General features: G+C 55.5%; 23 protein-coding genes. 15 read left to right on the top strand and 8 right to left on the bottom strand.

Features of this window, described 5'->3' with window-relative positions; genetic code table 11:
* Positions 1-64: 64 nt before the first annotated feature.
* Positions 65-334: a potassium channel family protein gene (locus AC2FNR_RS05390; RefSeq protein WP_331251873.1), complete on the bottom strand. Its 270-nt coding sequence runs from the start codon at positions 332-334 to the stop codon at positions 65-67.
* Between the two features lie 328 nt (positions 335-662).
* Between AC2FNR_RS05390 and AC2FNR_RS05385 the strand changes: the two genes are divergently transcribed.
* The 6 genes from AC2FNR_RS05385 to AC2FNR_RS05360 all read left to right on the top strand — a co-directional run bounded on the left by AC2FNR_RS05385 (position 663) and on the right by AC2FNR_RS05360 (position 8,083).
* The gene (locus AC2FNR_RS05385) at positions 663-1,544 is read left to right on the top strand and encodes a LysR substrate-binding domain-containing protein (protein ID WP_496848324.1); all 882 of its coding nucleotides are present in this window, start codon (positions 663-665) and stop codon (positions 1,542-1,544) included.
* Positions 1,545-1,656: 112 nt separating this feature from the next.
* Positions 1,657-3,711: an ABC transporter substrate-binding protein gene (locus AC2FNR_RS05380; protein WP_496848323.1), complete on the top strand. Its 2,055-nt coding sequence runs from the start codon at positions 1,657-1,659 to the stop codon at positions 3,709-3,711.
* A 91-nt stretch (positions 3,712-3,802) separates the two neighbouring features.
* On the top strand, positions 3,803-4,795 hold the full coding sequence (locus AC2FNR_RS05375; protein ID WP_496848322.1) for an ABC transporter permease: 993 nt from the start codon (positions 3,803-3,805) through the stop codon (positions 4,793-4,795).
* Positions 4,796-4,798: 3 nt separating this feature from the next.
* The gene (locus AC2FNR_RS05370; protein ID WP_496848321.1) at positions 4,799-5,941 is read left to right on the top strand and encodes an ABC transporter permease; all 1,143 of its coding nucleotides are present in this window, start codon (positions 4,799-4,801) and stop codon (positions 5,939-5,941) included.
* A gap of 1 nt (position 5,942) precedes the next feature.
* On the top strand, positions 5,943-6,953 hold the full coding sequence (locus AC2FNR_RS05365; protein ID WP_234900795.1) for an ABC transporter ATP-binding protein: 1,011 nt from the start codon (positions 5,943-5,945) through the stop codon (positions 6,951-6,953).
* Positions 6,950-8,083, top strand: a complete 1,134-nt coding sequence (locus AC2FNR_RS05360) for an ABC transporter ATP-binding protein (protein WP_496848320.1) — start codon at positions 6,950-6,952, stop codon at positions 8,081-8,083. Before AC2FNR_RS05365 ends, AC2FNR_RS05360 begins: the two co-directional genes overlap by 4 nt.
* Before the next feature lie 121 nt (positions 8,084-8,204).
* Here the strand turns inward: AC2FNR_RS05360 and AC2FNR_RS05355 are convergent, their stop codons facing one another.
* On the bottom strand, positions 8,205-8,399 hold the full coding sequence (locus tag AC2FNR_RS05355; RefSeq protein ID WP_496848319.1) for a hypothetical protein: 195 nt from the start codon (positions 8,397-8,399) through the stop codon (positions 8,205-8,207).
* Between the two features lie 301 nt (positions 8,400-8,700).
* Between AC2FNR_RS05355 and AC2FNR_RS05350 the strand changes: the two genes are divergently transcribed.
* Genes AC2FNR_RS05350 through AC2FNR_RS05340 form a run of 3 tightly spaced genes read left to right on the top strand, consistent with a single transcriptional unit; the run spans position 8,701 to position 12,436 of the window.
* Positions 8,701-10,368 carry a sulfatase-like hydrolase/transferase gene (locus AC2FNR_RS05350; RefSeq protein WP_496848318.1) on the top strand — a complete coding sequence of 556 codons (1,668 nt, stop codon included), beginning with the start codon at positions 8,701-8,703 and terminating at the stop codon, positions 10,366-10,368.
* 32 nt (positions 10,369-10,400) lie between these two features.
* Positions 10,401-11,645: a DUF3179 domain-containing (seleno)protein gene (locus AC2FNR_RS05345; protein ID WP_170755092.1), complete on the top strand. Its 1,245-nt coding sequence runs from the start codon at positions 10,401-10,403 to the stop codon at positions 11,643-11,645.
* A gap of 38 nt (positions 11,646-11,683) precedes the next feature.
* Positions 11,684-12,436, top strand: coding sequence for an outer membrane protein (locus tag AC2FNR_RS05340; RefSeq protein WP_496848317.1), 753 nt, complete (start codon positions 11,684-11,686; stop codon positions 12,434-12,436).
* 20 nt (positions 12,437-12,456) lie between these two features.
* Here the strand turns inward: AC2FNR_RS05340 and AC2FNR_RS05335 are convergent, their stop codons facing one another.
* Both AC2FNR_RS05335 and AC2FNR_RS05330 read right to left on the bottom strand, forming a co-directional pair.
* Positions 12,457-12,903: a hypothetical protein gene (locus AC2FNR_RS05335; protein ID WP_480846777.1), complete on the bottom strand. Its 447-nt coding sequence runs from the start codon at positions 12,901-12,903 to the stop codon at positions 12,457-12,459.
* Positions 12,904-13,029: 126 nt separating this feature from the next.
* The gene (locus AC2FNR_RS05330) at positions 13,030-13,764 is read right to left on the bottom strand and encodes an MbnP family protein (protein WP_496848316.1); all 735 of its coding nucleotides are present in this window, start codon (positions 13,762-13,764) and stop codon (positions 13,030-13,032) included.
* A gap of 535 nt (positions 13,765-14,299) precedes the next feature.
* Between AC2FNR_RS05330 and AC2FNR_RS05325 the strand changes: the two genes are divergently transcribed.
* Genes AC2FNR_RS05325 through AC2FNR_RS05300 form a run of 6 tightly spaced genes read left to right on the top strand, consistent with a single transcriptional unit; the run spans position 14,300 to position 21,867 of the window.
* Positions 14,300-14,587 carry a hypothetical protein gene (locus AC2FNR_RS05325; protein WP_496848315.1) on the top strand — a complete coding sequence of 96 codons (288 nt, stop codon included), beginning with the start codon at positions 14,300-14,302 and terminating at the stop codon, positions 14,585-14,587.
* A 9-nt stretch (positions 14,588-14,596) separates the two neighbouring features.
* Complete coding sequence (locus AC2FNR_RS05320; RefSeq protein WP_496848314.1) at positions 14,597-15,409, top strand: efflux RND transporter periplasmic adaptor subunit; 813 nt, start codon at positions 14,597-14,599, stop codon at positions 15,407-15,409.
* Positions 15,410-15,413: 4 nt separating this feature from the next.
* Positions 15,414-18,533, top strand: coding sequence for an efflux RND transporter permease subunit (locus AC2FNR_RS05315; RefSeq protein ID WP_496848313.1), 3,120 nt, complete (start codon positions 15,414-15,416; stop codon positions 18,531-18,533).
* Positions 18,534-18,583: 50 nt separating this feature from the next.
* Positions 18,584-19,561 carry an HlyD family secretion protein gene (locus AC2FNR_RS05310; protein ID WP_496848312.1) on the top strand — a complete coding sequence of 326 codons (978 nt, stop codon included), beginning with the start codon at positions 18,584-18,586 and terminating at the stop codon, positions 19,559-19,561.
* Positions 19,562-19,564: 3 nt separating this feature from the next.
* Positions 19,565-20,752, top strand: coding sequence for an ABC transporter permease (locus AC2FNR_RS05305; RefSeq protein WP_496848311.1), 1,188 nt, complete (start codon positions 19,565-19,567; stop codon positions 20,750-20,752).
* The gene (locus AC2FNR_RS05300; protein WP_496848310.1) at positions 20,752-21,867 is read left to right on the top strand and encodes an ABC transporter permease; all 1,116 of its coding nucleotides are present in this window, start codon (positions 20,752-20,754) and stop codon (positions 21,865-21,867) included. The genes AC2FNR_RS05305 and AC2FNR_RS05300 overlap by 1 nt, the downstream gene beginning before the upstream one ends.
* 15 nt (positions 21,868-21,882) lie before the next feature.
* Here AC2FNR_RS05300 and AC2FNR_RS05295 read toward each other — a convergent pair whose 3' ends face one another.
* From AC2FNR_RS05295 to AC2FNR_RS05280, 4 genes are all read right to left on the bottom strand, one after another.
* Positions 21,883-22,440 carry a TetR/AcrR family transcriptional regulator gene (locus AC2FNR_RS05295; RefSeq protein ID WP_170755075.1) on the bottom strand — a complete coding sequence of 186 codons (558 nt, stop codon included), beginning with the start codon at positions 22,438-22,440 and terminating at the stop codon, positions 21,883-21,885.
* A 248-nt stretch (positions 22,441-22,688) separates the two neighbouring features.
* Complete coding sequence (gene comE / locus AC2FNR_RS05290) at positions 22,689-23,243, bottom strand: sulfopyruvate decarboxylase subunit beta (RefSeq protein WP_496848309.1); 555 nt, start codon at positions 23,241-23,243, stop codon at positions 22,689-22,691.
* A complete protein-coding gene (comD, locus tag AC2FNR_RS05285; RefSeq protein ID WP_170356155.1) occupies positions 23,240-23,746 on the bottom strand; it encodes a sulfopyruvate decarboxylase subunit alpha in 507 nt (168 codons plus the stop codon). The genes comE and comD overlap by 4 nt, the downstream gene beginning before the upstream one ends.
* A gap of 48 nt (positions 23,747-23,794) precedes the next feature.
* Positions 23,795-24,205, bottom strand: a complete 411-nt coding sequence (locus AC2FNR_RS05280; RefSeq protein WP_496848308.1) for a universal stress protein — start codon at positions 24,203-24,205, stop codon at positions 23,795-23,797.
* Positions 24,206-24,217 lie beyond the last annotated feature (12 nt).

Genomic DNA, 24,217 nt, shown 5'->3' with positions numbered 1-24,217 from the left:
GAAGGGCTAGCCGGTCAAATTATGGTCTGCGCATCAAATCACATCGGCTCAACGAGACAAAAACCTAGTCGTCCTCGTTCTTGTCATCCTGGGAAAGAATTGTATCCGCGACAGTGGTCGCTGCGGTTACGAAAATACCGAGCCCCACAATGATGTAGAACATAGTAAAGATTTTCCCTGCCGCGGTTTCAGGAGAAAAGTCGCCGTACCCCACAGTCGAAATTGTCACCACAGAAAAATAGATAGAATCTAACCAGCTCCAACTTTCGACATAGCGGTAAAACACCGACGCCCATAGGATCATACCGGCTGTAAAGGCAAGAAGGCCCTTCACCCTGCCATCTTTAAGGGCAACGCGGACACCTCGCGTTATTCTGGTTAGTGAATTCATATTACTACAGTATCAAGTGTTTCATAAATACATAGTGTTTATTGAATTTCTTTGTACGTCTACAAAAATCTGTAGCACTCGCGCCTTGCAAATCGAGTGAGAGTTGTAAGCAGCTTTTGTTCGAGTTGCTTTTGGAATACTCAATTCCACTATGCTACTCACATGCCAGAGTCGGCGATTGGATCTCAGCTGTTTCTGCTGACCCACGAATGGTCAGAATTGGTGATCCAACTTTGGGTCGCCTGTCAGATGTATAGGACGACACTGTCGAATGAAGTCAAAGATCAGCCTCAAACAGTTACAAGCACTGGAATCCGTCGTGCGGCTGGGCAGCTTTACCCTGGCGGCAAAAGAGCTTGGGGTGTCCCAGCCCACGGTGTCAAACCTCGTCAATTCGTTGGAGCAACACTATCAGTGCCGACTGCTAGACAGGTCAGGGTCGGTTATCAGTTCAACACCTTTGTTGAACAGCATACGAGGTGACATCAAAGCGCTGATCGCCTTGCGAAATGACATTGACGATCGATTGACGGAGGCTCGGAATTTGCACTCTGGAACCTTCCAGATAGGCTACTCCACGTACCAGATAGCGATGCCCTTTATATCCGAGTTTGTCCGTGCCTTCCCAGCGGTCGACGTGACAGCCCGCGCTTTGGCCTCGCATGACCTGCTTCCCCTACTCTACACCGGCGAATTCGACGTGGGTTTAATCACTGCCAAGGAATTGCCACCAGATCTGTCGGGCAAAGAGATATCTGAAACCAGAATCGGCCTGGTTGTTCCCAAAGATCATGCTTTGGCAGACAACGGACCCGTCTCTTGGGCCGAGGTCGCCCCATTGAAGCTGATTCAACGTGAACCCAGTTCTTCGACACGGCAAATTTTTGATGCCGCCGCCCAGGTTGCACGGGTTAAACTGACCACGATTTTGGGCCTGGGATCATGGGGATCCATCCGAACACTCGTAACCACAGGCGTAGGCGTTGGCGTCGCTTTTGCGCAGGAATGCCAAAATGAAACTGGGGTCGCTTTCGTTCCGGTTGCAGACAAGAACCTGACGGCGCGCCACTTTCTGGCCTGCCTGCCAGCTATGCGCCATACATCTGCGGTATCAAACTTTTTCCGGATTGCTGAAGGAAAGCGTCATTTGTAACGATCTCATGTCAACTGATCCGACATAGCTTTTCACTATACCCACCAAACCATCATAAATTTGTTAACTTTCATCTCTAGCGCTCTGGCGTCACACAAACGCAGGGATGGCTATGAAGCTTCGCACCTCTCTCCTTTCATTCACCGCATTGGCCACATTGGGAACCCCGGTTCTGGCCAACTGCCCCGTTGCAACCGTAGCCGACCCGATGGGTCTGGAACCCGTATTCCCGCAGCAGCTGGAACTGGTCGAGCTGCGGGCCGCTGCCTCGTGCGAGCTGGGTTTTGCACAAAACCCGGCGATCGCCGATTTGAACGCCCGGATTTTGGGGAACGCGGATCTTGGGCCAGTGGCAGATCGTCTGCCAGTCGAGCCTTTGGTCGTTATGCCCTACGACTCAATCGGTCAGTATGGCGGAGCCATCACCGGCCTGTCCAAAGCGACCGAGTCCGGCACTTCGGACCTGCTGTCGGTGCGCCATGTGAATTTTGTGCGCTATGCTGATGATTTGCAGACCGTGGTTCCCAATATAGCAAAAGCGTGGTCGTGGAATGACGATTATACCCAGCTGACCATCACGTTGCGCGCCGGGCACAAATGGTCTGACGGCGCGCCGTTTACTGCCAAGGACGTTGAGTTCTGGATGAATGATATCATCTATAATCCCGACGTGTACGATAAGACACCGGATCGGTGGTTGTTCGCAGGTGAACAGGCTCAGGTCGAGGCCGTTGGCGACACCACCGTTATATTCACCTTCCCGGTACCGACCCCTGGCATTCTGAACCGCTTTGCCGTGGACTACGGCCAGCCGTTCCAACCCAAGCATTTCCTGGGCCAGTTCATGGCCAAGCATAACGAAAACGCCGAAGCACTGGCGCAGGAATACGGTTTTGAAAATGCTGCTGCTGCCGTTGACTTCTATTACGGCGGTTCCGACTGGAAAGACGTGCCCAGCCCTCTGCTGAAAGATGCTGACAAGGCTGCCAAGATCGGTCGTGCCGTGGTGCCGACGCTGGAAAGCTATATTGTTGTCGAAGAGACCGCCGAGGGCCGTAAACTGGTGGCCAACCCCTATTTCCACCAGGTCGATACCGCAGGCAACCAGTTGCCCTATATCAACGAAATCGTTGAGACCTATGTCGGCGACAAAGAAGTCCAGAACCTCAAGATCATGAATGGGGATGTGGTCTGGAAACAGCAGGCGGTCTTCTTGGAAGACTTCCCGCTGCTGAAGGAAAACGAGGCCAATGGTGGGTACACCATCAACTTTGCCCCGACCTTTGGCGAGAACGTGTTCTACTCGTTCAATCGCACCCATCAGGATCCGGTCCTGCGCGACATCTTCTCGGACGTTCGTTTCAACCGCGCCATGTCGCTGGCGATGAACCGCGATGAGATCAACGAGATCGTCTATCTGGGTCAGGGCACTCCGATGCAGGGCGTGCCTGCCGAGCCCAAAACCGTGTCCTTCGTCTCGGACGAAGTGCTGAACCGCGACATCGGATACGACCCCGAGGCTGCCAAAGCTCTGCTGGCCGAAATGGGCCTGACCGATGCAGATGGCGACGGCACCGTGGAACGCCCTGACGGCAAGCCGCTGGTCGTGCGTCTGGTGTATTCCTCGCAGGGTGCGCCGGTAAAGATGCAGGAACTGGTGCGCGACTACTGGTCGGCCGTGGGCGTGCGGGTTGACTTGAAAGAGGTGACCTCGGACGAATACCGCGCCTCGGGCAACAACAACGACCTGGACCTGACCGTTTGGAAATATGACGGCAATGCCGGCCCGACCATCAGCCAGGACGTCACGGTTTTTGTCCCGCCGTTCGGTGACTTCTTCAACCCTGGCACGGGTTTCGGCTGGGCCGCCTGGAAAACCAGCGGTGGCAGCGAAGGTATCGAGCCGCCGGCGGATATCCAGAAACTATGGGATCTGAGCGAAAAGTTCATTCAGGTCGAAATGGGCACCGACGAAAGCAACCAATTGGGCGAAGAGATCGTCAAGATCCACACCGACAACATGTTGAAAATCGGCACTGTCGGCGACATCGTCGCCCCGTTCCTGTATCGCAACGGCCTGAAGAACGTGAAGCCGATCAAGTCGAAAACCTACGACTTCTACTGGACCTATCCTTACCGCCCCTCGCAGTGGTGGCTGGAGCAGTAACACAGAACACAGTCTGAAAACCGGACCGGAGCGCGGGATGACTGCGCTCCGGTTTTGGCCCCTCTTGTGGGGCCGGATGGGGGATTTTTAAGTGCTGAGATTCACTCTGGAACGTCTCGTCGGGATGGTCATCACGATGCTGCTGGTATCGGTGATGGTCTTTCTGATCATGGAACTGCCGCCTGGCGACTATGCTGACCGTTATGCGTTCCGCAAATATTCGGGCACCGGCGTCAACGTCACCGAGGCAGATATCGAGGCGATCCGCCGCGATCTGGGTTTGGATAAGCCCATGCTGTTGCGATACTTCGACTGGATTGGAGGCATCGTTCTGCGCGGCGATTTCGGGCAGGCTTTTGCGTTTGAAACTTCGGTGACCAAAGTGATTGGGGACAAGGTCTGGCTGACGGCCGGTATCCTGTTCTCGACTCTGCTGCTGACCTACATCGTGTCGATCCCCATCGGCATCTTTGCTGCGGTGCGACGTGTGTCAGCAGTCGATTATGGTTTGACGGTGTTCTCCTACCTGGGTCTGGCGCTGCCAAACTTCCTGCTGGCCCTGGTGATGCTGTATTTCGCGAACCGCTGGTTCGGCGCCGATATCGGAGGGTTGTTTTCCGACCAGTACCGCGATGCGTCCTGGTCGGTTGGCAAAGTCTGGGATCTGATCAAGCATCTATGGCTACCTGCGGTCGTACTGGCCTGGTCGGCGGTGGCGATCCAGATACAGACCGTGCGGGCCACCATTTCGGACGAACTGAACAAACTGTCCGTCACAGCCGCCCGCGCGCGCGGCGTGCCCGAGTTACGGCTGCTGATCAAATACCCGGCGCGGCTGGCGATCAACCCCGTGGTCTCGACCATCGGGTTCGACGTAAACCGCATCTTTTCCGAACTGCCCATCGTCGCCGTGGTGCTGGGCCTTACCGAACTGGGAGAGCTGTTGCTGCGTGCTTACCTGGACCTGGACATGAACGTGGCGGGAGCCATCCTGCTGATGCTGACCTTCACCATCGTGTTCATGAATTTCGTGTCCGATCTGTTGCTGGCATGGCTGGACCCGCGCATCAAACTGGGGGCCTGATCCATGACCGATGCAACACATCAAACAGATACTACCGCCGAGGAAGCGCGGCTCAAATACTACTCGGCCTCGCAATGGACCCTGATCTGGTGGCGGTTCCGCCGTCACCGCGCCGCCATGATGGCAGCCTCGGTACTGGGGTTGATGTTTCTGGCCGGGATTTTCGCCGAGTTTGTTGCCCCCTACGGACCAGTGACGCGGGATACCAACTATATCGAAGGCGCACCGCAGGTGCCGCGTTTCTGCGATGCGGGGGGCTGTTCCGTTTTTCCCTTTGTAAACGGCACCAAGACTGAGCGTGATCCGGTCACCCTGCGTGCCATCTCGGTCCCTGATCCCAAAGTGCGGAACTATCTGCATTTCTTTGTCAAAGGTGAACCAGTCAAGCTGTTGGGCTTTATTCCGACGGACCGGCATCTGGTGGGGCTAAGCCCCGATGTTGAACAGAAAATCCATTTCTGGGGCACTGACGATCTGGGGCGCGACGTATTCAGCCGCACGATCTATGCCACCCGAACTTCATTGTCGATCGGGGTGATCGGGGTGATGATCTCTTTTGTTCTGGCGCTGATCATCGGCGGCATTGCGGGGTATTTCGCGGGCGTGATCGACAATATCATCCAGCGCGTGACCGAGGTGATCCGCGTGGTCCCCATCATCCCGCTTTACATGGGGTTGGCCGCCGCCATGCCCAAGGAGTGGTCGACCACGCAGGTCTATTTCGCCATGACCCTGATCCTGGGCCTGTTCGGCTGGCCCACGCTGGCGCGGCGGATACGGTCGCAGCTGCTGTCGATCCGGAACGAGGATTATGTGATCGCCGCGCGGCTGGCAGGTGCGCGGCCCGGTCGGATTATCGCGCAACACATGCTGCCCAGCTTTACCAGTTTCATCATTGTCGATCTGGTGATCAGCTTTCCTTACATGATCCTGTCGGAAACGGCGCTCTCCTTTGTTGGGCTGGGTCTGCGTCCACCCTCGGTCTCGTGGGGGGTGCTGTTGCAACAAGCGCAATCGGTGCGGGCAATCGAACAAACACCCTGGCTGTTCATCCCCGCGATCTTTGTCGTTGTTGCCGTACTGGCCTTTACCGTGATTGGCGACGGGCTGCGCGATGCCGCCGATCCGTACTCGGAGGCGCACTGAAATGCCGAAAATGCTGACTGTAGAAAACCTGTCGATTTCGTTTCGCACCAGCGAAGGTGTCATCACCCCGGTGCACGACGTCACCTTTGGGGTCGAGGCGGGCAGAACGCTGGGCTTGGTGGGGGAGTCCGGATCGGGCAAGTCGATTTCAACCAAGGCCCTGATGCAGCTTTTGCCCGGCAACGCCTCGTTGAGCGGTGAAACCCGGATGACTTACACAGACAAGGCCGGGAAAGAGATCGCGCTTGGCCGCTTGAAAACCGGCAGCAAGGAACTGCGCCGCATTCGGGGCGGCGAGATCGGGATGATTTTTCAGGAACCAATGGCCAGTTTCTCGCCTGTTTACACGATCGGCAATCAGATGATGGAAGCCATCATGCTGCATCGCGGACTGAAAAAGCGTGCCGCGCGGGAATATGCAATCGAGATGCTGAACAAAGTCGGCATATCGAATGCCTCTGCACGGGTTGACCAGTACCCGCACGAATTGTCTGGCGGGATGCGACAGCGCGCCATGATCGCACTGACCCTGTCTGCCGGCCCTGCCCTGTTGATCGCAGATGAACCGACTACGGCGCTGGACGTGACTATTCAGGCTCAGGTGTTGGACCTGATGCGCGATCTGCAACGCGATCTTGGCATGGGTATGATTTTCATCACCCATGACCTTGGCGTGATCGCCCAGATCGCCGACGACGTTGCCGTGATGTATCTGGGAACTATCGTCGAGCGCGGCCCCGCCCGGGACGTGATCAGAAATCCGCAGCATCCCTATACCCAGGGTTTGTTGGACGCGATCCCCAGCGTCGAACACCTGCACGACCGCCTGAAACCGGTGCCGGGAGATATCCCCAGCCCGACCGCGCGCCCAACGGGCTGTCCATTTCATACCCGATGCGCCCAAGCGATCGCGGGGACCTGCGACGTGACAGCGCCGACCGAGGTCTCAACCATTCCCGGCCGCGCAGTACGCTGCTGGTTGCACAGCGACAAAGATCGGAACGCCGCATGACCCCGAAACACGATACTCTGATCGAGGTGAAAGACCTTTCGGTCCATTTCCCGATCAAAACGCGCAAGCTGTTCAGAAACGAAGTGCAGATGCTGCGTGCGGTTGACGGTGTCAGTTTCGATATCAAACGTGGCGAGACTGTCGGACTGGTCGGAGAGTCCGGATCGGGTAAAACAACCGTTGGCCGCGCGATCCTGCGCGCGATTGATCCGACGGATGGCGAGGTGATTTTTCACCGCAAAAACAAGGCTGACATCGATCTGGCCCACGCATCCGAGACTGAGCTGCGCAAGGTAAGGTCGAAAATGAACATGGCCTTCCGAGAAGGAGGGATCAACGTCCACAACCTTGCTGGCGACCTTCTGCGCGCCTTTCGGCCTGAAGTGAGCCTCGTGTTTCAGGATCCCTACTCGTCTTTAAACCCACGAATGACAGTCCGCGATATAATTGCCGAACCGTTGGTGGCGTCAGGCAAGTTCAAAGACCGAGCCAAGATCGACGCCCGCGTTCGTGAAATAGCCGCGCGATGCAAATTGAACCTCGAACACTTGCGCCGTTTTCCTCATGCTTTTTCCGGCGGGCAACGGCAACGAATCTGTATCGCACGGGCTTTGGTGTCCAAGCCAAAGTTTGTCGTTTGCGACGAAAGCGTCTCGGCCCTGGATGTCTCGATTCAGGCAGAAATCGTGAATCTGCTAAAAGATCTACAGGATGAGATGGGTGTCTCGTTCCTGTTTATCGCCCATGATCTGAGTGTCGTCGCACAGATGTCGCACCGCGTGGCGGTATTGTATGTCGGGAAATTCGTGGAATATGCCCCGACTGAAAAGCTGTTTTTTGCGCCAAAACATCCCTACACACACGCGCTGCTTAGCGCGATTCCCACAGCGGACCCCGACGCAGATTATGACCCGATCCGTTTGAAGGGGGAAATCCCGAACCCGCTGGCTGCGCCGTCAGGGTGCCGGTTTCACACCCGATGCCCCTTTGCAAAAGATCGCTGCAAAACCGAAGTTCCGGCGTGGCGAGAGCTGGATACAGACCATTTCGTAGCCTGTCATTTTGCGGAAGACTTCAATTTTGAAAGGCACCAGAAAGCGTCAGGGTCCGGCCCTAAGGGTGCAGTTTAAAGCTCGTATGAGGTGCTCTTCAGCTTACTCAAAGCGCTGCCGACATGTATCAGAATTTATAACCACTGCTGCGGTCTGATACCGAGGGCTCGAAGCAATACCGAGGTTGTAGCAACCCGCTTTACATCAGGACCGAAACATAGCTTTCGACGGAGGCGCTTTTCAGCCAGTACAGCAGCAGGCATACGCATGCGGCGGCTGGCAAAGCCAGTTCAAGCATTTCTCTGTTCTGCTTAGAAGAGCCGTTCCCCAGACGCGTGGCGATGGCAGTTTTCCAGTGTGCCGGGAACGGCTCTCTCATCATAGATTTTAACATATTCTACTCGTTACTTTAACCACGAATACAAATTACCCGTGCAACTTTAACCCAATATTAACCGGGCGTTTTATGCCAAAATCACCCTTTTTTTGGCGCTTGGCCGAAGATAATTCCGACGCCTTATGGTCGTTGTTCACAATTTCTGAACGAACAGCCACCTTACCGATCTCAGATCCCTAGTGTCTGAGGGTCATTCCGTCTAAGGCATTTCTCTTGCCTGCGTCACATTCTGATGTTTCAATGTGATATACGATTGCCTTTCTCACCCGGAGATTCATTTAAAAACAAGGGGAAACTAATGAGATTGTCCTGCCTTCTTGTTCTGACAGCAAGTTTGAGCGCTTCATTCGCCTCTGCGCAAAACGAAGCGATTCAACACGATGCTGAATACTATATTCTTCACGCCCAACACGCCGATCAATGGGCGCAGGACGACTCTGTGGTCGATGCGGCATTGGCAGCCTTTCAGGACCAGAACGGTGGTAAACCCCCGAATATCGTCAGCGTATTGATCGACGACATGGGGTTTGGTGACATGGGAATCCCCGAGTTGAACGCAGTTCGTGGTTACGAAACGCCGAATATCAACGATTTTTCGGATCAGGCCCTAAGGATGGTCCGGATGTATACCGAGCCATCATGCACCCCAACCCGCGTGGCGCAAATGACAGGACGCTTGCCAGTGCGAATGGGTATGGGCGACACAACCGTCGACATTGCCGGGTTCGGGCTGCCTGATGGTGAAGTCACGCTCGCCGAAGTTCTGAAGCAAGCGGGATACGCTACTAGCCATGTTGGGAAATGGCACATGGGCGATATTGCTGAAAGCTGGGCTATGAACCAGGGGTTCGACTACGCCCAACACGCGATCCATCAACAGGGCCAGCTTACAATCTTCAATGACGACGCGATAAAAGAACAGGTCTCGGTCGCGATCCGGGACTTTGATGACAAGTACACTCTGGACGGTTGGTTCCGCCCTGATGCCGCTGCGATGATGACCGTGATCGAGGGCGAAGCCGGCGGGCCGATCCGCGAGATCCGAATGCAGCCCGGCGAAAGGTGGAACGCAGAAAAATATGATGAAATGAACCAGGCATTTCAGGACAAGACTCTGGAAGAACTCGAGCGCCTCGCTGAAGGCGACGAGCCGTTTTTTCTGCAGTATTGGCCGATGATACCGCTGGACAATACCCGCGCCGGACGATCAGGCCCCGAAAGTGTGAACGGTGGCCTCTACGTTGACAAGATGCAGTTGCTGGACCAGTGGCTGGGCGAGCTGTTCACGCGTATGGATGACTTGGGCGTGTCCGAAAACACAGTCGTAGTTGTCATGGGCGACAACGGTCATTTCACCAAATACGCGCCGCAATCCGGGTTCACGCCGCTGATCTACGCAGGAGGGAAAGGCGATACGACCGAAGGCGGTGTCCGCGTCGATGCCTTTATCCGCTGGCCCGGCATGATCGAAGCTGACGGTCTGCTGAACAGCATAATCCATGTTTCAGACCTCTATACGACACTATCGCGTTTCGCAGGGGCTGATCAGTACATCCCTCGGGATCGACTGGTGGACGGGGTCGATCAGTCTGCTTCTTTGCTGTTTGCTGATGAAACCAAGGCGCGCCGCGACCACGTCATTATCTATTCGGTCAACAAACCTAAGGCGGTAGTAAAAGATCAGCTAAAACTAAAACTCCCTGGCCCGGGTGAAAGCGCGATTCTGGCAAAGTTCTTCGATCTCTACCGCGACACACGTGAAGAATATTCGGTTTCGACCGAGGTGGGTGCCTGGGGCGGGCAGGAATTCGCGCGGATTTTGGGGCGTCACATGGCCCGCAAGGAAAAGTTCCCCGACACCCCACCCGCGTATGGCGCGCCGTATGAGGGGATCGAGAACATTCGCCCCGAAACTCAGAAAGCCGTCGACGCGTTCTTGATCAAACGCGCGTCACCTCAGCAATAACTCGGTAACTGGTTTCAATTCAGGAGAAGCAGATGGTCGGAAGCATTCTATTTGCGCTTGGCTTAGTCATTTCGTTGGGTATCGGCTTTGTCTATTTTCGCGATCTGGGCGACGTATCCCAGATGGTGTTGACCGTAAAACGCAAGAACATGATACGGTTTATCCGACATGAATATCAGTTGATCGCAGTTGGCCTTGGCGGTTTCGTGGTCGCCACTCTGGCGCATTTCATTACGGGCAGCGGACCGTTCTGGCTGTGGGTGATTGCAGCATTGCTGACGGTTTTCCTTTATGGCTTTCCCTATGTGTGGGTGCATTTGGGACTAAGGAACCAACTAAACGACGCCGCCTATTTCCCGATTGACGAAGCCCGCAAATATGTCGGTCCAACCGCTCCTGTCATCGTGATCGAAAATAACGGCTTTGCCCGCGCGCACCCGGACGCACAGATCATGCGGCCGCATCTTGCTGGGAATACAGACGGTCTAGGGGGCGAGGATATCGTGATGACCTATTGCGCGATGGCCAACCTTGGGCAGGGTTACATCCCAAGGATCGAAGGCAAACGGCTGAACCTCGAGGTCTTGGCCCAGCACGGCAACAACCTGATCCTGCGGGATAACGAATCTGGTGAGCCAATCCAGCATATCTATGGGTTTCGCGAAGCCGATCACGACAAATACGCCGAAGGCCCAGCCTGCCCTGTGCGCCCCGAGGCACAGATGACGCCCTGGCCAACCTACAGAATGACCTTTCGCGGCTTTCAAAAGGCATTCCCGGCCGGAGAGGTTTTTCTGAACAAACCCTCGCCCAATCCCATGCTTCGGCTGCTGGACATGGTCACAGAGATCACTTTCGGATGGGGAATCGGACGCCAACACCAAGAGGACGCGCCCGTTATGGACAACATGGACCGCACGGACGAGCGTTTGCCAAATAAAACCTATGTCTGGGGAATTACGATCGGTAAGGACGCCGCCTGCTGGACCGATGACTTTGTGATCGACAACAACTGGATCGTGAATGCGAATGTCGGCGGGCGCGATGTGGTCGTGAGCTTGGACCCCAAGTATGAAAGCCTGGGGATTTGGTACAACGACAGTGGCGTACCTGTAACCCGGTGCGATTTCTGGGGCATGTCGGATCAGGGCAGGCTACGACGTGTCGAGACGCTGCGCGCAGGTGTCTTTTGGCATGTCTGGGCCGAGTTCTTTCCAAGCACTGATATCAACCGCGTCAGCCTAGGACAGAAGCAGGATACCAGCACCGCAGCTTAAAGCACATCGACTAGTGTTTGAACGACAGGAGGAGACAAATGAACCGGATTAAAAGTTTAAGGGACGCAACCGCAGGCTTGATGTTTGCCGCCTGCGCTCCGATCTCTGCGCTGGCGCAACAGTCGGATTGGTCATATCAGGCGACGATCTACCTGTTTACGCCAGAAACAAACGTATCGACTGAAACGGCAATTGGTACTTTAGAAGGGACACTCTCGTTTTCGGACGCGCTGGAGAACCTTGATTTGGCCTTTATGGGTACATTCGCGGCGACCAACGGCCAATGGTCCATATTGGGGGATTACAACTATACGGACTTGTCGTTCAGCAACAGCGCCCCGACTCCCAACAGCTCAGGGCTGGAGACGTCGTTGACGACGCAGTTTCTAAGCGGCTTTTTGGGGTACCGGGTTTTGAGCACAGAAAAGTCCACCGTGGATCTTGCTGCCGGGTTTCGTTGGTTCAAGACGGAAACCGATCTGACGGTTCTACCGGGTGCGGCCCCCGGTCGCTCTGCGAATGTTAACGAAAGCTGGACGGATCCTGTTATCGGGATCAGGGCTCGGTTCGACTTAGCTGACCGATGGTCGGGAACAGCATTTTTTGACTACGGTGGGTTCAGAAGCGGCAGTGAAACATGGCAGGTACTGCTGACCGCAGATTATGAGATAAACGACCGATGGATGATCCGCGGCGGTTATCGCTACATTTCGTTTGAGCACGACATAGATGGGAATGAATTCAAATTCGATCAGTCCGGCCCCCTGATTGGAGCAACCTACCGATTCTGAAATACGAACCGTTTAGATAATCAGGCGCTGCGCACAGCGACAGGTTGCGGCGTTGGGGATGTCCAAAGCGGGCCCGGCATATCGGTTGACAGTACTTGTGACACTGCCTTTGCCCATGTCGAAACCTGCAACAACACAATCGCACCGCCGACCACGATGGTCGCGCCAAGTACAGGCGATGCCGCCAGTTCATGACTTTGCGTGGCGGCGATCCAAAGCGCAAAGCCAAGCCGCGTCACTGCAACGGCGTCGGTCACTTTGGTTAAGCCCGGAAGAAAGTAAGTGGTCACCACAGTGGCGCAAACAATAGCGCACATATAGATCAACCCGGTCAACACCGGCAACGGCATTCCATACCGCATCACGTCAATATGCGAATATAGAACGTAACCAGCAGAGAAGGCGAGAAAAGCAATAGAGTAAAGCCTGCGCTTTTGCTGCTCGAAATGTGTAAAGATCCGCTTCACCACAAAGACCCTCTGCCCAATGCCAAGAACCTTTCTGGGTGTTGAATTTGCGGTTGGTCTGACGAAAAAAGGGCGGAAATTTGACTTTGTGGGCGAATGCGAACCGAGTTTCGGCCGGGACGTCCGTCAAAACCCGAACGAGACCATTGACGCGTAGTTGTCCGCCAACATCCTTGCGCCATCGCGATCGAAATCGACCGAAGGCAATGCCCCCATGTCTACTTCGTAGGACCCGGCAAACATTTTGGACAGATCTACGGTCAGTGCAATTTCAGTTTTGCCGCCTGTGTTGTGCTGTGCAGGCAAAGACACAGAAATCTCTCTCGTATTTTCCGAAAAGCCTACATGATATGTCAATAGCGACACAGTTTCGCCAATCCGAAGCGCACCTTCGAAAACTACAAACTTGTAGCCGTCTTCTCGACTCCAAGCCATCTGGCCTTCGGGGTCAAGCTTATCCCGCATTTCCGGCGACGTATTGGCTTGCGCATCCAATCCCACCAGAAAACGCAGATACTCAACGTCGCGCAGTGGCACATCTGTCAAAGTGATCGAGTGCGACAACGAGTCGTTGTCGAAACGCAACAAATGGTAACTGTCAGGCACGACATACGTTTCGCCGCCCTGCGACAGGCTCAGGTTACTGATGAAGAACTTGAAGTCGTGAATTTCAAACACCCCTTCCCCGCCGGGGTTGTCGTAGATGAACTGGTCGTAGACCAAAGGCTCACCACCCATTTGCGCTTGAAAGGTCAACGTCACCGTTTTGTCCCGGACATCCCGCGAGGCCAGGATTGCCCAGACGCCTATGATCAGGACCAACAGCCCGGCAAGTCCCGTCATGATCTGGGGTCGCTGCATTATTAAATAGCCGCCAAAGTAAATCGGAAGCTTCTGCAATCGTCACCGCTTCTGTTCACACAGTACAGATTTACTGACCGGAGGCTCATTCGCAGTTTCGCACGGATTGTGCGAACCCCCGAGATGCGATGGCATGCGCCGACCAAACCGCCGTCGAAACAACCGAGTTGGTCTGTGTATTTGGATCGCATTTCATTTCCCCGGTGTGACATGCTCGCAAAAAACCCTAGTGTAATACGCGCTTTACCTTACGTCACCTCAGTTTTCAATGCCGATGGTAAGCCTTGTGACTTGTCACGCTTGGAGAGCTGATCCGCGGTTAGCGGCTTCACCTGAGGCAAAGACATCCCCGCTTCAAGAAGAGTTTAATGAAATTTCACTCAACTATCATCAATACTGGCAGGTAAACGCCAAATGTGTGCCGTTGGGTCACATTTTCAAACACAACAAACTCAAGGTTGACAAAATATACTAAATATGTAAATACCGCCTCGTGTGATTTCCATTGGGCTTCAGTTCGAAAAGGCCACCAAAGATGCTGACAGCAAAGCTCCCAGTTACCATGTTCACCCTGACAGCGATGATCGTTGTCGCAGGATGCAAAGAAGAACAGACAACAAAGATCCAAGTCAGACCAGTTCTGTCAACGGTCGTTGCGGATGTGGATGCGGTTCGGTTAGCTAGCTATCCGGGTCGGGCCAAAGCTGTACGCGAGGTCAACATCGCTTTCGAAGTTCCCGGAAAGGTTCTTGCACGTCCCGTCGATGTGGGATCGCAGGTCGAGGCTGGTGATGTTTTGGCCACTTTGGACTCAGACCCTTAAGCAGCGCGTGTGCGCGCATTGGAAGGACAGCGCGACGCGCTGAAAGCCAATCTGACAAATGCGAAGATCGAGTTGGAGCGGCGCGAGCAGCTGGTGAAAAACAATCACATTGCCCAGGCACGCGTTGACGATCAGATCGCTCTCGTCAGGGCGACCGAAGCCAATATCGAAGCCACCCAAGGCCAATTGGATGAAGCACGGCTGAATCTTGGCTATACGACACTGGTCGCCCCTTTTGACGGCGCGATATCCGCAACTTATGTGGAACAATTCCAAAACACCATCGCTGGCCAACCCATTGTTCGGGTGCTCGACACCTCGCGCATCGAAATGGAGGTTGCAGTCCCTGAACACTTCATCAACCTCGAGCCCTTTGTCGAAGGTATCGAAGTTGAATTCTCAAGCCTGCCTGGCCTGAAGATACCTGCTCAAGTCGCACATGTCGGGAACGAAGCGTCTTCAGCGACCCGGACCTATCCGGTGACGATCATCATGGAACAGCCAGAGGGTGGCGTTATTCAACCCGGAATGGCTGGTCGCGCCACAGCCAAGGTACATCTGCCGGATAGCTGGAGCGATCAGGGCATTCACGTCCCTTCAAGCGCCGTGTTTTCACCCAACCAGAAATCGCCGGACGAAACATTTGTCTGGGTCATCGACCCCGAAGACCTGACCGTATCCGCCACACCCGTAACCGTTAACGCATTCAACGACCGGGGATTTTTGGTCAGCGGCCTTGAGGCTGGTATGCGGATCGCGACTGCCGGCGCGAACACTCTGAAGGACGGTCAGAAAGTCACTCTGACCACAGGCGGAGAATAAGTTGATGTCGCTCGCTTCGGTCGCGGTCAAGAACCGCACGGTCACCTATTTTGCGCTGGTGCTGATCCTCGTGATCGGGACGCTCAGCTATTTTCGGCTGGGTCAGCTGGAAGACCCTGAGTTTACGGTTAAAACGGCGCTGGTCGTAACCCAATATCCCGGCGCCAGCCCGACCGAGGTCGAACTGGAAGTTACTGACAAGATTGAAACTGCCATTCAAGAACTGCCGGAACTGCGTTTCCTAACCTCGTATTCTCATGCAGGTCTGTCCATCGTAAAAGTCGAAATTCAGCAGGAATATTGGGCCGACCGCCTACCCCAGGTCTGGGACAAAGTGCGTAACAAAGTAGGCGATTTGCACGGCAGCCTACCGCCCGGCGCTGGTGCACCGAACGTTATCGACGACTTTAGTTTTGTCTACGGGTTCGTTCTGGCCGTGACAGGAGATGGGTTCACCTATGCAGAGCTTGAGGAACACGTAAAAGCCATCCGAAAGGAACTGAGTCTGGTCCAAGGCGTATCCCGTGTCGAGACCTGGGGCCTGCAGCCCAAGGTGATCTATCTGGATGCCTCCGAGCAGCGACTGCTGGATCTTGGCGTGTCTGCGCAGGACTTTCTGTTAACCCTGAACTTGCAGAACCAGGTGGTCGACTCCGGCGCGCTCACAATCGGAGATCGCAGGCTGCGGATCGCGCCGACAGGGGAATTTCAATCACCTGAGGATATCGGCAACCTGCAACTACGCCCCGGCCTGACAGACCGGGTTTTGGATGTGGCAGAGGGGGCCGACATACCTGTCCAACTACCTGTGTCACGCGACTCCGATGTGATCCGACTTCAAGATATCGTGGACATCCGGCAAGGATATCTGGAACCTGCCCTGACCCAGATGCGCTATGACGGACAGCCTGCAATCGGCTTGTCGATTGCAAACGTATCCGGAGGAAATATCGTGGATACCGGGCGCAACCTCGATGCGGCGCTCGAAGAAATCTCGTCCCGCCTCCCCGTCGGCATCGAAATGCACCGAGTTGCCTGGCAAAGCGATCTGGTGACCGAGTCGATCAACTCGTTCATGGTCAACCTTCTCGAGGCCGTATTGGTCGTCTTGATAGTCGTTGCTGTATTCATGGGATGGCGCATGGGCCTGATCATAGGCAGTGCACTGCTTCTGACCATTTTGGCCACGTTCATGGTAATGGTCGTTCTCAAGATCGACCTGCAGCGGGTCTCTTTGGGTGCGTTAGTGATCGCGCTGGGGATGATGGTGGACAACGCCATTGTCGTAGCCGATGGAATGGCCGCACGCATGAAAAAGGGCATGGGCAAGATCGAAGCCGCGATCGAAGCCGCGGGCCAGCCCAGCATGGCTTTGCTGGGGGCCACGATAGTGGCAGTGATGGCCTTTTTTCCTATCTACGCCTCGTCGGCAGCCGCCGGGGAATACGCGGGATCTTTGTTTGTTGTTGTGGCCGTTTCGCTGTTGATCAGCTGGATCATTGCCATGACGATTACGCCGCTGATGTGCATTGACATGTTGCCCACCCCCAAGGTCGAGACGACGCATACCGAAAGCGCCTTTACCTCGGGGTTCCTTGCCGTGTTGGGGCGTTGCCTGCGTCATCGTGGCATCACCGCGATGGTGTTTCTGGCCTTGCTGGGCGGCGCGATCTACGGCTTCAGCTATGTCGACCGCCTGTTCTTTACCGACGCCACACGGCAGCAATTCATGGTCGATGTCTGGGCCGAGGAAGGCAGTACGATCGACCAGACCTCGGAATTGGCACGTAGAGTCGAGGATAAACTGAATGGCGATCCGCGTGTGAAAGGCGTATCGACCTTCATGGGCGCAGGCGGCCCCCGGTTCTATCTGCCGGTCGACCCCGAGCTTCCTTATGCCAGCTACGCACAACTTGTGGTCAATACTGAAAGCCTTGAGGTCGTGAACGACCTTGTCGCAGAACTGGACGCATGGATCGAAGGCGCAATCCCCGAGGCGATGACGCGGGTGCGCAAGTACACGGCTGGGCCTGGTAATACATGGCCGTTCGAGGTTCGCTTTAGCGGCCCGGCCAATGCAGACCCGCAAGTACTGCGCAACCTGGCTGAACAAACGATGGATGTCTTACGCGCTTCCCCCCATGCCAAGGACATTCGAAGCGATATGCGAAACCGCGTCGCCAAACTGGTTCCGGAGTATGATCAGACAACCGGCATCTGGACGGGTACGTCCCGCAACGACATAGCCAGCGCCGCGCGCTTTGCCTATGACGGGCTGCCGGTTGGTCTCTATCGTGAGAATGAGGATCTGCTGCCCATCATCTTACGTCGGACCGAAGACGAACGGCAGACCGTCGGGCGTGACTTTGAGCAAATCCAGATCCAGCCGGCCTTCTCGACCAAGTCGCTGCCATTGTCTTCTGTAACGCAAGGGGTCGAGATCGAATTGGAGGATCCGACTATCGTCCGTTGGCAACGCCAGCGCGCGGTTACGGTTCAGGCCAGCTCGAAAGGCGTTACCCTACCCTCTTTGGTTGATGAGGTCCGCGCTGACATCGAGGCAATCGAGCTGCCTCCCGGATATCGGATCGAATGGAGAGGTGAGACTTTCAGCACAGCAGATGCCCAGGATTCGCTGAAACCCGGGTCCGGCCCAGCGCTGGTGATCATGGTCTTCCTGGTGGTTGCGCTGTTCAACGCTTTCCGTCCGGCGCTGGTTGTCTTTACGGTCGTTCCCTTTGCGATGATTGGGATCACTGGTGGCCTGCTGCTATTCAATCAACCCTTCTCGTTCATGGCCCTGTTAGGCGCGATGAGCCTTGTCGGCCTGATGATCAAGAACGCGGTCGTGTTGCTGGATCAGGTCAGCGTCAATCTGGAAGAAGGTATGAAGCCTTATGATGCGCTGGTCGAAGCAACCGTCTCGCGTCTGAATCCCGTATTCCTTGGGGCAGCCACGACAATCCTTGGTGTGTTGCCACTGCTGCAGGACATCTTTTGGGTGGCCATGGCGACCACAATCGCTGCCGGTCTGACCGTGGGAACAGTCGTAACTATGCTGATGGTTCCGGTCTACTACGCCCTTTTCCACGGCATCCGTCCTCCAGGAACCAAAGACACCTAAGTGCACGAGCCGAAGCGCAACTCTGGCTATCAACTGAAACGGAGCGATCCATGTCGAAACCCAAGTTGTTCGCTGCGATCATTGCAAGTGCAATGGTCGCGGGTGGCGCCCTGGCCTGGATTGCAACAGTGCCAAAACCGCTGGTGGTTCAAGGCGAAGTCGAGGCGACCCGCATTGACCTGGCCGCAAAAATCGGCGGCCGTGTCGCCGCTGTGAATGTCGATTTCGGGGATACCGTACAGATAGGCGATGTGGTCGTGTCCTTGGGCAGCCCGCAATTGCAAGCGGGTCTGAAGACGGCACAAGCCGCTGTCGACGTGGCGATTGCCAATCGTGATCTGGTTTTCGCAACCCGACCCGAAGTCATCGACGCGCGCCGGGCCGAGCTTGCGCGCGCCAAAGCCGATCAGGACTTGGCGCAAAAGACTTATGACCGGATCGAAAAACTCAGCGAAACCTCGTTTGCTTCGCTACAAAGGCTTGACGAGGCCTCAAACACTTTGGCGGCCGCCCAACGTGGGGTCGACGCGGCGCAGGCCAATCTCGAACTCGCCGAAAACGGCAACAGCATAGAACAAAAAGCCGTCGCTCAGGCTCAGGTCCAAGAAGCCAACGCCGCTTTGCTACGCACGCAAACTGATCTTGAAGAGCTGCAAATTGCAGCACCTATCAGCGGTCAGGTCACCGCCCGGCTTGCAGAACCTGGCGAGCTTTTCTCGGCCGGGGCTATTTTGTTATCCATAGTGGATATTGATAACGCCTGGTTCACGTTCAACCTGCGCGAAGACCTGCTGAACGGGCTGGAAATTGGGCAGGAATTGAATGTGCGCGTACCGGCCCTGGGTGATCTGGTGATCCCTGCTCGCGTTACTGCCATCAATGCCGAAGGCAGCTATGCCAATTGGCGCGCCACGAAAGCCACGGGTGATTTCGACCTGCGCACATTCTCGATCAGGGCCGAGCCGGTCACGCGCGATGCGGCCCTGCGGCCGGGTATGAGCGCTTTGGTGGATTGGGCGGCACGCTAGGCCATGTCGCGTCCGCTACCAGCCGGTTTTCGGCGCACCTTTCGTCGAGAGCTGCGCCGGATTGCCCATCAACCTCGCCTAGCATTTATGCTGGGGCCATTTCCTTTGATCCTGATGCTGTTGCTTTCTGCGGTCTTCGCGCCCGGGCTTCCTTCGAACCTGCCCGTAGCCGTTGTCGATCAGGATGGGACAACCCTGTCGCGCCAGGCTGTTCGCATGATCGACGCCACTGCGGACCTTGCGGTCACTGTCCGCGCGACGTCTCTGGCCGAGGCGCAGGACGCTCTCGTCTCGGGCGCGGTGTACGCCGTTATTTTCATACCCCAGTCAATGGGGCGCGACTTGCTGCAAGGCAACCGGCCCGAGCTTGTTACCTTCTATAACAACCAATTCCTGACCGTCGGAGGCATCGTTTCAAGGGCTAGCAGGCAGGCAATGGGGACCTTTTCGGCAGGTGTTGCAACCCAGGCTCTGGTCGCAAACGGGGCTATCCCCGAGGCCGCGGTTGAAGCGGTCGTACCGATCCCGGTTCAGCGCAGTCCTCTGTTCAATCCGGCTCTGGACTATGTCCAGTTCCTGCTTGCCGCCCTTATGCCCACTGTATTGCAAATCTTCATAACAGCCAGCGCTGCACTGACCATCGGCAGCGACGTACAGCACCCCAATGGCATGGCAAGGCTGACCCGGATTGGCGGCTCGTCGATCACGGGTATCGCGGGAAAACTGGCCCCTTACGGGTTAGCCTATTTGCTGACCCTTATTTTTGCGGACGTGATCATTTTTGGGGCATTTGATGCTCCGTTCAACGGAAACATTTGGCTGCATGGAGCTTACTCGGCCAGCTTTGTTTTAGCTTGCCTGTGTCTGGGCGGGATGCTCGCGATGATCGCCGGAGAAACCGTGGGCGCGCTAGGCTTGACCGGCGTGCTGACCGGCCCAGCCTTCGGCTTTGCCGGCATCAGTTTTCCGCGCATTACAATGAACACTTTTGCATGGATTTGGGGTGGATTGCTGCCGCTGACCGCCTATCTGCAACTTCGCACGGATCAGGTACTGCGCGGCGCGCCGATTGAAGTATCTCTGCCTGCCTTTGGCTGGTTGCTGGGGCAGATACTGCTTTACGGTTCAGTTCTGGTGTTTTTGGTGGCCCGCTCGGCGCAAGTGCCAGCTAAACAGGCGAGCACTGCATAATGAGACGCTTTCTCGACGCTGTTTTGGACTCGATCTTCAGGCTGTTTGCCGACAAGGGTGCGCGCATGACGATGGTCGTTTCGATCCTGATCTATACGTTTCTCTACCCCCAACCCTATACAGGCGAAGTGGTTCGGGATGTCCCTATCGTCGTACTTGACCAGGACGGATCAACCGCCAGTCGAGAACTGCGCCGACGTGTCGACAATTCGGATCAGGTCGCAGTGGTCGCGCACACCGACGGACTGCCAGCCGCGCAAGAGATGTTCAACGCGCGAAAGGTCTATGGTGTCCTGATCATACCGCCTGATTTCGAACAAGATCTTTTGCACGGGCGCCAATCCCCAATCGCAGCCTTCGGAGACGGCAGTTATTTCCTTCTTTATGGAGCGATTTCCTCGGCTGTGTCATCTGCTGCGAACAGTTTTGGGGCCGAAATCCGTGTAAGCCGTCTGACCGCTCTGGGCGTTGACGCAGGCACGGCTGCAGCTCTTGTTTCGCCGGTGGTGATTTCTTCGGTTCCTCAGTTCAACCCGAACGGAGGATATGCCAGTTTCGCAGTTCCAGCCGCGTTTATCCTGATAATCCAGCAAACGCTGCTGATCGGAATAGGAATAATGCACGCAGGCAAACCGGCTAGACCGGGCATAGCGAGGGTGGCAACACCCACCGCCTACATTCTTGTGTATACATTCTGGGTCGCGGTAACACAGTTGCTGCTGCCAGTGATTTATGGGCTGCCGCAGGTCGGCCACCCGATAACGCTGTTTGCCATTGCGGTGCCGTTTCTAATGGCCGTGACCGCAATGGGTTTTGCGCTTGTTCAGGTGATCCCTACCCGGGAAGGAATGATCTTCTTTCTTGTCGTGCAGGGATTGCCGCTGTTCTTCATAACCGGCGTCTCATGGCCGATCGAAAGTGTGCCAGATCCAATTCGCTGGCTGGCGATGGCAGTGCCCTCAACTTCGGCTATGTCCGCCATCATCCGCGTCGACCAAATGGGCGCGTCGCTTTCAATGATCATACCAATCGTGAAGCTGCAGCTTGCGCTTGCTGTTGGTTATGCAGCCATAGCGTACGCGCTGCACAATTGGCGATTTCCGAACAGCAGCTGAGCCTCGGCGCGCTGCTTACGTGTCCAAGAACACAGTCCGCAGAATGCGGTGGATGTCGTCTGAAAACTCGTCACGAGAAGTCGAAACAACCAAGGCTCCTCGGGTCGATGTGACCAGCAAATGCGCCAAATCGAGCGCCCTGTCCGGCGTCGTCGCCAAACCATTTTCTGACATGAACCGGGCAAGGTTTTCGACGTAGACCTTGGGCCAGTTTTCCGGCTGGTCTGCCGACAGTTTCAGGGCATCTTCCAAAAGCTCTGCCCCATGTCGTGTTTTCGCCAGCTCGACCGAGTCTCCGACCACCGAGGTTAAAACCGTGGCCAGAACGTCGATAGGGTCGCCATTTGCCTCATCCAGAATTCCAAAGACGTTTTGGTACAATGCCTGCATATACGTGACTAATGACCACGAATAGCACGCGTCTTTCGAACCGAACTTCTTGTAAATCGACTGCCGCGACAACCCGACCGCCCGGGCGATATCTTCCATCGAAGTTTTGCGGAAACCGTATTGGGCAAAGGCCGTCATGACATCGCGAGGATTGACGCCAGAGATTGTGTAAGCCGTTACCATTTGTCACCTTTCTGAGGTTTTGCAAACCACATCCGGCACTGTTTCCCCTTCGCCGGATGTCGCTTGTCCAACCCGTTCCTGCCAGGAGGACATACCCCATGTTTTGCATCATGTTTACAGTATTGATACTTAATGTCAACTGACCGTGATCACAAAACGTCGCGAAATTTTAGCCACAACCGACGCAAAAGCGCCACCCCATTGGCCGGGGCGGCGCGCGTGCAAGGTCACATATCAAAACCGCAAAGTCAGGCTTGCACTGCCCTCATGAAACGGTCCCGGATGACGACTGGATCCATGGTAATCGGCGGCATTTTAGCGTTTCCGCTTTGGCATTTGGCAACGATGATGGTCATCTTTCGCGCCTCCAACGCCTCTTGCACAACCCGACCGGTGTCTTCGGCCTGACACTCGATCACCCTGTCGCAACCGGCCGCTTCTGCCATTTTCGCAAGAGAGGTTTTCTGTCCTGCGTAAGTAGGCTGGTCGCCGGTAGAACCATATGATCCGTTATCAACGATCAGCAGAATATAGTTGTCGGCCACGTTGTTTGCGATTGTTGGCAGCGTACCCAGATTGGTCAGAACCGACCCATCCCCGTCAATCACGATGACCGGTTTGGGTTGTGACAGCGCAAGGCCAAGACCTATGGACGACGCCAACCCCATCGTCCCCAACATGTAGAAATTAGAGGGCTGGTCATCGATGGCATGCAGTTCCTGACTGGGGATACCGATGTTACAGACAACGAGCTGATCGCGCAGAATCGGGGCGATTTCTTTCAGGATTTCAGAACGGATCATTGGTCGCCATAGCCTCCCCAAAAATTGGCGTCGGTCAGGATGGCGACCGGCTTGTTGCACATGAACGTGTATTTCAGGATCGCGTCCAGCTCTTCTACGTCCGACTTGTGATGAAAGTGATAGGTCGGGATATTCAGCTGCGCCAGCAGTGCCTTTGTGTGAACGGCCATTTCGACTTGACAGGCGATCGGTTCGCGCAGCTCACCCCGGTACGAAATCAGCATGGGCAATGGCATTCTGTAATACTGGATCAGCGTGGCCAGCGTATTGATCGTCACTCCGATCGCCGTGTTCTGCATGATAATCGCGGGGCGTTTGCCACCCATCCAGGCACCCGCGCACAGGCCCATTCCTTCGTCCTCTTTGTTCGAAGGGATGTGATAAATACCCTCGCGTTCGTCGATCTCGGCAATAACGCCGGCCAGCTGTTTGCAAGGAACGGTAGTGACGAACGAGATATCGTTGGCCACCAGATCGTCCGTGATCTTCTTGTCTATGTTCATATCCTGTCAGTCAGTCCTGTTTTGGCGCACAAAGCGCAGTTCGAAGTGTTATGGCCTGCGGTGCACGTGGACCGCGCAGGCAGCATGACGAACGACCCGAGACGCGGTCGATCCCAAAAAATAGTCACTTAGGCCCGGCTTGTGCGACCCGATGACGATGCAATCAACGTCGTTATCCTGGACGAAATCGATGATGGTTCGGGCCGTATGCCCTTTGATGATCTCGGGCTTGACCCCGTCCAGCCCCGAAACCTTGTCACGCAACAAATTACGGGCGGAGCGAAACCCTTCGGCGACCATATCTTTGTCGAGATATGCGCTGACCGATCCCTGCGGCATTTCATAGACGTGTAGCGCGACTATCTCGGCGCCTTCCGCTGACAAGGCCCGCGCGACTTCCAGCGTATGTGGCGATATGCCGTGGTCCAAAGCCATGGGTACAAGAATTTTGCGATACATATTACCTCTCTT

The organism is Ruegeria sp. SATB045, assembly GCF_059613525.1.
This window is presented reverse-complemented; position numbering and strand designations above follow the sequence as displayed.

Coding starts and splice junctions, on each gene's coding strand:
- AC2FNR_RS05355 (WP_496848319.1), bottom strand. CDS start 8,399: ATGTTAAAATCTATGATGAGAGAGCCGTTCCCGGCACACTGGAAAACT.
- AC2FNR_RS05365 (WP_234900795.1), top strand. CDS start 5,943: ATGCCGAAAATGCTGACTGTAGAAAACCTGTCGATTTCGTTTCGCACC.
- AC2FNR_RS05295 (WP_170755075.1), bottom strand. CDS start 22,440: ATGGTAACGGCTTACACAATCTCTGGCGTCAATCCTCGCGATGTCATG.
- AC2FNR_RS05340 (WP_496848317.1), top strand. CDS start 11,684: ATGAACCGGATTAAAAGTTTAAGGGACGCAACCGCAGGCTTGATGTTT.
- AC2FNR_RS05315 (WP_496848313.1), top strand. CDS start 15,414: ATGTCGCTCGCTTCGGTCGCGGTCAAGAACCGCACGGTCACCTATTTT.
- AC2FNR_RS05360 (WP_496848320.1), top strand. CDS start 6,950: ATGACCCCGAAACACGATACTCTGATCGAGGTGAAAGACCTTTCGGTC.
- AC2FNR_RS05345 (WP_170755092.1), top strand. CDS start 10,401: ATGGTCGGAAGCATTCTATTTGCGCTTGGCTTAGTCATTTCGTTGGGT.
- AC2FNR_RS05330 (WP_496848316.1), bottom strand. CDS start 13,764: ATGCAGCGACCCCAGATCATGACGGGACTTGCCGGGCTGTTGGTCCTG.
- AC2FNR_RS05370 (WP_496848321.1), top strand. CDS start 4,799: ATGACCGATGCAACACATCAAACAGATACTACCGCCGAGGAAGCGCGG.
- AC2FNR_RS05310 (WP_496848312.1), top strand. CDS start 18,584: ATGTCGAAACCCAAGTTGTTCGCTGCGATCATTGCAAGTGCAATGGTC.
- AC2FNR_RS05280 (WP_496848308.1), bottom strand. CDS start 24,205: ATGTATCGCAAAATTCTTGTACCCATGGCTTTGGACCACGGCATATCG.
- AC2FNR_RS05350 (WP_496848318.1), top strand. CDS start 8,701: ATGAGATTGTCCTGCCTTCTTGTTCTGACAGCAAGTTTGAGCGCTTCA.
- AC2FNR_RS05325 (WP_496848315.1), top strand. CDS start 14,300: ATGCTGACAGCAAAGCTCCCAGTTACCATGTTCACCCTGACAGCGATG.
- AC2FNR_RS05380 (WP_496848323.1), top strand. CDS start 1,657: ATGAAGCTTCGCACCTCTCTCCTTTCATTCACCGCATTGGCCACATTG.
- AC2FNR_RS05300 (WP_496848310.1), top strand. CDS start 20,752: ATGAGACGCTTTCTCGACGCTGTTTTGGACTCGATCTTCAGGCTGTTT.
- comE (WP_496848309.1), bottom strand. CDS start 23,243: ATGATCCGTTCTGAAATCCTGAAAGAAATCGCCCCGATTCTGCGCGAT.
- comD (WP_170356155.1), bottom strand. CDS start 23,746: ATGAACATAGACAAGAAGATCACGGACGATCTGGTGGCCAACGATATC.
- AC2FNR_RS05385 (WP_496848324.1), top strand. CDS start 663: ATGAAGTCAAAGATCAGCCTCAAACAGTTACAAGCACTGGAATCCGTC.
- AC2FNR_RS05305 (WP_496848311.1), top strand. CDS start 19,565: ATGTCGCGTCCGCTACCAGCCGGTTTTCGGCGCACCTTTCGTCGAGAG.